Consider the following 7,242-nt stretch of genomic DNA (forward strand, 5'->3'; position numbering starts at 1 on the left):
AGCGCCGACGTGGGACGCACGCTCGTCGTGGTCGGGCTCGTCGTCGCGGCCGTTGGCGCGGTGATGATGCTGGGGCTGCCGCTCGGGCGGCTCCCCGGCGACATCGTCGTCTCGCGCGGGCGCGGGACGTTCTACTTCCCGATCGTCACGTCCCTCGTCGTCAGCGTGGTGGTCACGCTCCTGCTGTCGTTGTTTCGCAGATGACTTGCTGTTGGGTAGGGCCGGCTGTCCCAGCCGGCCGGCCCCACTGACGGCCCGCTCGGAGAGTGGGCCCTACCCGGAGCCCTATGTCCATCAAGGCCGACAAGTGGATTCGCCGCATGGCGCTCGAACACGGCATGATCGAGCCGTTCGAGGACCGGCAGGTGCGCGAGGGAGTCGTCTCCTACGGGCTGTCGTCCTACGGGTACGACATTCGCGTCGCCGACGAGTTCAAGATCTTCACGAACATCAACAACACGGTGATCGATCCGAAGAACTTCGATCCCCGCAGCTTCGTGGACATGAAGACGGACGTCTGCATCGTCCCGCCGAACTCGTTCGCGCTGGCGCGCACCATCGAGTACTTCCGCATTCCGCGCGACATCCTGACGGTGTGCCTGGGCAAGTCCACCTACGCCCGCTGCGGCATCATCGTCAACGTGACGCCCTTCGAGCCCGAGTGGGAAGGGTACGTCACGCTCGAGATCAGCAACACCACGCCGCTGCCGGCGCGCATCTACGCCAATGAAGGCATCGCGCAGGTGCTGTTCTTCCAGGGCGACGAACCCTGCGAGGTCTCGTACGCCGACAAGAAGGGCAAGTACCTCAAGCAGACCGGCGTGACGCTGCCGAAGCTCTAAACCGCTGCCGCGCGCGGCTCAGGCGGTGGCGTGTTCGCGCTCGAGCAGGAAGTGCAGGAGGTCGATGCGTGTGAGGATCGAGATGGGATGCCGCGCCTCGTCCACCACGACCACCGCCGAGCTCTTGCGGAGCGTTTCCTCCAGCGTGGAGATCGGCGTCTGCGCGCCCACCACCGGCACGTAGCGGTTCATCACCTTCGAGACGAGTGCCTGCGCGGTCCCTTCCCCGGATCCGAAGAACGCCATCACGTCGGCTTCCGAGACCATGCCGACGAGGACGCCGCCCGAGGTCACCGGCAACTGCGAGATGCCGCGCGTTCGCATCACCTGCACCACCTGTTCGAGCGTCTGCGTGTCCTCCGCGAGCACCAGGGGCGGGCGTGTTGCCGCGTCGGTCGTGCAGATGTCGCCGACCTGGGCATCGATGGTGCGCGTCTGGAAGAACCCATTGTCGCGCATCCACTTGTCGTCGACGAACTTGGTCATGTAGTTGCGCACGCCGTCGGGCAGCAGCACCACGCAGTTCTGCCCCCGGCCGAGCGTGCCGGCCTTCTGCAGCGCCGCGTACATGGCCGATCCGGCCGAGCCGCCGACGAGCAGCCCTTCTTCGCGGATCAATCGGCGCGCCAGCAGAAACGACGGCTGGTCGGAGGTCTTGACCCACTCGTCGACCAGCGATCGATCGAGCACGTCGGGGATGAAGTCGTAGCCGATGCCCTCGACCTTGTACGTGCCGACATCACTCCCGCCCCCGAGGATCGATCCAACCGGATCCGCCCCGATGATGCGGCACGACGGCCGGACTTCCTTCATCTTGCGCGCCACGCCGGTGATGGTGCCGCCCGTGCCTGCGCCCACCACCACCATGTCGACCCGTCCGTCGAGGTCGTCGAGGATCTCCTGGGCCGTGGTGTCGTAGTGCACCTTCGGGTTGTGCGGGTTGCCGTACTGGTCGAGGATGTGCGCGTTGGGCAACTGGGACTGCAGGCGTCGCGCCACGCTGATGTGGCTCTCGGGTGAGTCGAAGGCGGCTTCGGTCGGCGTGCGGATGATCTCCGCGCCCAGGGCCTCCAGTACCACCTGCTTCTCGCGACTCATCTTCTCGGGCATCGTGATGATCACGCGATAGCCGCGCACCGCACCGGCCAGGGCGATGCCGATGCCGGTGTTGCCGCTGGTCGGCTCGATCAGGGTGTCGCCCGGCTTGATGCGCCCCTCCTTCTCGGCCGCATCGACCATGGCGAGGCCGATGCGATCCTTCACCGATCCGCCCGGATTCAGGAACTCGCACTTCGCATAGAGGTTGCACTCGAGGTGCGCCCCCATGCGGTTGAGCTTGATGAGCGGCGTACGTCCGATGGCGTCGAGAATGGAGTTGAGCAGCATCAGGGAGTCCCGTCACCATCGTATGCTGTCGCGCATGTGCCGACAAACGTCCTGGACGCTGTTGGGGGCCGCCGTCATCGCCGTCGGGCTGGCTGCGCGGCAACCCGAGCACGCCCTGCAGGCCCAGGCGCAGATGCCGGCACCGCCGGCCTTCAACGTGGTGGTCGCCATCGCCGACGACTGGTCCTGGCCCCATGCGGGCGCCGACGGCGACCCGGTCGTCCGCACGCCGGTGTTCGATCGGCTCGCCCGCGAGGGCACCCGGTTCACGCACGCGTTCACCGCCTCCCCGTCCTGCACGCCATCACGTGCGTCGTTGCTGACGGGACAGGCACCGCACCGTCTGGCCGAGGGGGCGCAGCTCTGGAGTCATCTGCCGGCGCGCTTCGCCGTGTATCCGGACCTGCTGGAGGCGACGGGCTACGTGGTCGGGCACGCCGGCAAGGGCTGGGGACCCGGGTCCCTCGAACCTGCCGGGCGGACCCGCAATCCGGCCGGCCCCCGCCATGAGTCGTTCAAGGCGTTTCTCGCCGCACGCCCTGCCGGACGCCCGTTCGCGTTCTGGCTGGGGAGCGGCGATCCCCATCGTCCGTACGAAGAGGGCAGCGGTGCGCGTGGCGGCATCGACCTCGGCCGCCTGCGTGTGCCGGCGTTCCTGCCCGATCGACCGGCGGTCCGCGACGACGTCGCCGATTACCTCGCCGAGGTGGAGCGTTTCGACCGCGCCGTCGGCGAACTGGTGCAGGACCTCGAGCGTGCCGGCGAACTCGATCGCACGGTGCTCATCGTGACGTCGGACAACGGGATGCCTTTTCCCGGCGCCAAGGCCACGCTCTACGACGGCGGCACCCGCGTGCCCCTCGTGGTCCGCTGGCCGGGGGTGGCCAGGCCGGGGCTGGTCTCGACGGCGTTCGTGACCCTGACCGACCTCGCCCCGACCATCCTCGACGGGGCAGGCCTCGACATCCCCGCCGACATGACGGGGCGGAGCCTGCGGCGCCTGCTCGAGGGGCAGCCCCCGCCGGCCGATCGCGAGGCGGTCTTCGTCGAGCGGGAACGCCACGCCAACGTCAGGGCTGGTGACCTGTCGTATCCCTCACGCGCGGTGCGGACCCGCGAGCACCTCTACATCCGCAACCTGCGGCCCGATCGCTGGCCCGCGGGCGACCCCGTGCTCCATCACTCGGTCGGCCCCTTCGGCGACGTCGACGATGGACCCAGCAAGCGCTGGCTGATGGCCGCCGCCGACGGGGGAGATGCCGCGTTTCGCCGGCATGCCTTCGACAAGCGCCCGGCCGAGGAGCTGTACGTGCTCGCCAGCGATCCCGGGCAGCTGCACAACGTGGCGGCGGATCCGGCGCAGGCCGAGGTGCTGCGCGACCTGCGCGCCCGCCTCGATCGCTGGATGCGCGACACTGCCGACCCGCGGGCCACCGACGACGACGACCGATTCGATCGCTATCCCTACTACGGGCCTCCGCTGGCGCAGCGGGGCGCGGCTCCGGCCCGGTGAGCGCTGATGAGCGGCTGGGTCGTCGAGGCCGTGCGGACGATGGGCTATCTGGGTATCGCGCTGCTGATGTGCCTCGAGAATCTGTTCCCGCCCATTCCATCCGAGCTCATCATGCCGCTCGCCGGCGTGCTGGCGGCCGACGGTGACCTGACGGTCGGGGGCGCGATCGCCGCTGGCTCGGCCGGATCGCTGGTCGGTCAGTCGGCGTGGTACTGGCTGGGCCACCGTCTGGGCGAACGCCGACTCCGTGCCCTGGCCGAACGGCACGGTCGGTGGTTGGCCGTGGCGCCGCACGATCTCGATCGGGCGCGCGACTGGCTGGTGCGGCATGGCGTGTCGGCGTTGCTCATCGGTCGCCTCGTCCCCACCATCCGCACGCTCATCTCCTTGCCCGCAGGCATGGCACGGGTGCCCCTCTGGACGTTCCTGGTCTGTTCCGCCATCGGGACGACGGCATGGACGGCACTCCTGGTGGTGGCGGGCTACCAGCTGCAGCACCGCGTCGGCCGCGTGCGCGATGTGCTGGGGCCCATCTCGGCGGTCGTGTTGAGCGCGCTCATCGGCTGGTACGTCTGGCGTGTCGCCACCTATCACCGACGACGGCCGGACCGGCCGCGCTGACGGTACACTGCTGGGCATGGAGTGGCAGCCCTCGATCCGGTGGTGGACCCGTGCGCTCGTGGTGATCCTGCTCGTCGGCGGCGCGGTGCCGCTTGCAGGATGCGACCGCCTCTACTACAAGGCCATGAAGAAGGTCGGCTTCGAGAAGCGCGACATCCTGGTCAAGCGCGTCAAGGAAGCCCGCGAGTCGCAGACGAAGGCGCAGGAGGAGTTCAAGACGGCCCTCGAACGCCTCAAGGAGATCGTCGACATCGAGGGCGGTGATCTCGAGAAGACGCACGAGCGGCTCAACCGGGAGCTCGAACGCAGCGAGGACCGCGCCAGGGACGTCCACGATCGGATCAACGGCGTGCGCGACGTGTCCAGGGATCTCTTCAAGGAGTGGCAGAGCGAACTCGGCAAGTACTCGGATCGCACGATGCGGGCCGAAAGCGAGCGCGAACTGCGGGAGACTCGTCGTCGCACCGAGGCGCTGATTGCGTCGATGGAGCGGGTCGAGAAGAAGATCGACCCCGTGCTCAGGCCGCTGCGCGACCGTGTGCTCTTCCTCAAGCACAACCTCAACGCCCGCGCGCTCGGTGCGCTGTCCAGGGAACTGACCGCCATGTCGCGCGACGTCGATGCGCTGCTCGTCGACATGCAGCAGGCCATCGTGGAAGCTGATGCTTACCTTCGCACGATGGAGCAGACGTCGACCGAGTGACGCGGGCGCCTCGGGCGGGCCCCTACCAGGACGTGTAGCCCCCATCCATGACGATGGCCGCACCCGTGACGTACGACGAGCCCTGGCTCGCCAGGTAGACCGCGAGCGGACCGATCTCCGGCGGATTGCCGGGGCGCCCCATCGGGACGTTGCGCACGAACGCCTCGATCACGTCGGGGCGGCGCTCGTTCCACTCCCGGTTGACGTCGGTCATGAAGAGTCCCGGACAGATGGCGTTGACGGTGATGCCGTGCGGGGCCCAGTCGACGGCCGCGCAGCGGGTGAACTGGATGACGGCGGCCTTGGCGGTCTCGTAGTCGCGGCCGCCGATGCCGCGGTTGGCGATGAGGCCGCTGATCGACGCGATGTTGATGATGCGGCCGGGGCGCGCGTCGGCAATCATCGCCGCGCCGAAGATGCGTGTCGGCACCACCACACTCGTCAGGTTGAGGTCGATCGATTGACGCCAGGTGGCCTGCGGTTCGTCCTGGATGGCGCCGCTGGTCACGCGGTTGCCGACGTTGTTCACGAGGATGTCGATCGGGCCGAGTGTGTCCCTGATCTCCACGCATGCCTGCTCGCAGGCGTCCGGCACGCCCATGTCGACGACCCGCGTCCACGCCTGACGCCCACGCGCCCGGATCTCCTCGGCCGTGCGTTCGAGCGTCTCCGCCGTGCGGCCGGTGATGACGACATCGGCGCCGACGTCGGCCATGGCCAGCGCCATCTCCCTGCCGAGTCCTCGGCTGGCTCCGGTGATGAGGGCGCGTCGTCCATCGAGGCGGAAGAGGTCAAGGGTATGCACGGGGACGAATCATAGCCGAGGCGGGGCCCCCCTCGCCGTGGCCTGTCGCGTCGTGAGGCCGTCCATCAGGGCGCGCAACTGGCGCAGACGGGCCATGCCGTCGGGCGGATTGTGATACCCGTACCGGCGTTCCTCGGGCGTGAGGTCGGCGTAATCCCTGGCGGGCTCGAACTGCGACCCCTCGTGCCATTCGTTGAACGAGTTCACGTAGGCCAGGAAGAAGCCGCGGGCCTGGTTGGTCGTCCCGGCCTGGTGCTGCAGGGCCGTCGTGGTGTCGAACGACTCGCGGATGCGCCCGAGGGCGAGCTCCTGCGCCGCCTGCCGCGCGTTCATCGCGGCCCAGTCGGGGTGCTGGCCGCCCGGCTCGAACCCGAGGGGCCCACCGTAGCAGGGGTCGACGTCCGGCGGTGGCGGGGGCTCCCGGTCCGGATACCGGTCGAACCCGGGGTTGACGTTGAACGAGTAGAGCAGGCCGACGTCGGTGGCGTCCTGGGCGATGCGCGTCCATTGCGGCGGCGTCACGAAGTTGTCGTAGACCGCGAGTCCGTCGAACCCGCTCGCGCCGGTGCGGCCGACGTCGAGGGAGTCGGCCAGCAGGTAGAGGCGCGAGAAGTCGCGCCGCATCTCCTCGCGCACGCCGTCGGTCTGGCGCCGCCAGTCGCCATCCGACGTGTAGTCCGGGACCGCGAAGATGCGGCCGAGGCAGTCCTGGACCGAACTCGGCAGGATCGTCCGGAACGACTTGAACACCGGAGCCACGCGGCCGTCGCCGTCCTCCAGCAGGAGGAACGTGTCCCAGCGCCGCTTCTCGCCGTACTCGCGCAGCAGGAACAGGAGGTCCTCGGCGTAGCGGCCGGCGCGGTCGTCGCGATACGGCTCCAGATGGAAGGTGACCTTGATGTCGTGGTCGCGCATCACGTCCATGACGCGCGGGACCGCGAGGTCGGTGTAGTCGCCGCGCCCCCACCAGCTGAGGTTGATGGCGCCGATGCCGGCCTCGGTCATCCAGCGCGCGTGCTGTTCGATCACGCGCGGATCCCACGAGTCGTACGGCCCCAGACGGGGCATCGACGACGCCGAGACGTCCAACGGTGGTGTACGACCGGCCTCGTTCCAGTGATACCAGGGGTCGGAGTCGTACCAGGGGTAGTACTCGAACACGAACCGCCGGCGCAGGTCGGGGAAGCGTGCCGCCAACGGGTGCGGATCGGCTGGGGCGGTCACCTGTGTCGCCGCGGTTGCGTGCCCCTCCGGGGACCGCGCGGCACGAGCCGCGCCGATCGACGACAGGCCCCGCCGATGGCGGGCCGCGTCCGGCAACCCGAGCCACGCCCGCTCCGACGCCGACGCCGGCCAGCGCGCGCCGCGGGGG

At 69.1% G+C, this 7,242-nt stretch carries 7 protein-coding genes and 1 pseudogene; 5 read left to right on the plus strand and 3 right to left on the minus strand.

Annotation, left to right across the window (positions count from 1 at the left end; genetic code table 11):
- Positions 1-9: 9 nt before the first annotated feature.
- Positions 10-204 carry a DUF2905 family protein gene (locus tag Q0C41_RS16170; RefSeq protein ID WP_291985235.1) on the plus strand — a complete coding sequence of 65 codons (195 nt, stop codon included), beginning with the start codon at positions 10-12 and terminating at the stop codon, positions 202-204.
- An 83-nt stretch (positions 205-287) separates the two neighbouring features.
- Entirely contained in the window at positions 288-842 is a 555-nt protein-coding gene (dcd, locus tag Q0C41_RS16175) for a dCTP deaminase (RefSeq protein ID WP_291985237.1), read from the plus strand.
- An 18-nt stretch (positions 843-860) separates the two neighbouring features.
- Here dcd and Q0C41_RS16180 read toward each other — a convergent pair whose 3' ends face one another.
- Positions 861-2,228: a cystathionine beta-synthase gene (locus Q0C41_RS16180; RefSeq protein WP_291985239.1), complete on the minus strand. Its 1,368-nt coding sequence runs from the start codon at positions 2,226-2,228 to the stop codon at positions 861-863.
- A gap of 34 nt (positions 2,229-2,262) precedes the next feature.
- On the opposite strand from Q0C41_RS16180, the gene Q0C41_RS16185 reads away from it, so the two are divergent.
- Genes Q0C41_RS16185 through Q0C41_RS16195 form a run of 3 tightly spaced genes read left to right on the plus strand, consistent with a single transcriptional unit; the run spans position 2,263 to position 5,065 of the window.
- Positions 2,263-3,741 carry a sulfatase gene (locus tag Q0C41_RS16185; protein ID WP_291985240.1) on the plus strand — a complete coding sequence of 493 codons (1,479 nt, stop codon included), beginning with the start codon at positions 2,263-2,265 and terminating at the stop codon, positions 3,739-3,741.
- Positions 3,742-3,747: 6 nt separating this feature from the next.
- Positions 3,748-4,362, plus strand: a complete 615-nt coding sequence (locus Q0C41_RS16190) for a DedA family protein (RefSeq protein WP_291985242.1) — start codon at positions 3,748-3,750, stop codon at positions 4,360-4,362.
- A 16-nt stretch (positions 4,363-4,378) separates the two neighbouring features.
- Positions 4,379-5,065: a DUF2959 family protein gene (locus Q0C41_RS16195; RefSeq protein ID WP_291985244.1), complete on the plus strand. Its 687-nt coding sequence runs from the start codon at positions 4,379-4,381 to the stop codon at positions 5,063-5,065.
- A gap of 22 nt (positions 5,066-5,087) precedes the next feature.
- Here the strand turns inward: Q0C41_RS16195 and Q0C41_RS16200 are convergent, their stop codons facing one another.
- Together Q0C41_RS16200 and Q0C41_RS16205 are read right to left on the minus strand one after the other, a co-directional pair.
- Positions 5,088-5,870 carry an SDR family oxidoreductase gene (locus tag Q0C41_RS16200; protein ID WP_291985246.1) on the minus strand — a complete coding sequence of 261 codons (783 nt, stop codon included), beginning with the start codon at positions 5,868-5,870 and terminating at the stop codon, positions 5,088-5,090.
- Positions 5,871-5,879: 9 nt separating this feature from the next.
- Positions 5,880-7,242: pseudogene (locus Q0C41_RS16205) on the minus strand (hypothetical protein); the annotation flags it as partial.

The organism is Luteitalea sp., from assembly GCF_022842525.1.
GTDB lineage: Bacteria > Acidobacteriota > Vicinamibacteria > Vicinamibacterales > Vicinamibacteraceae > Luteitalea.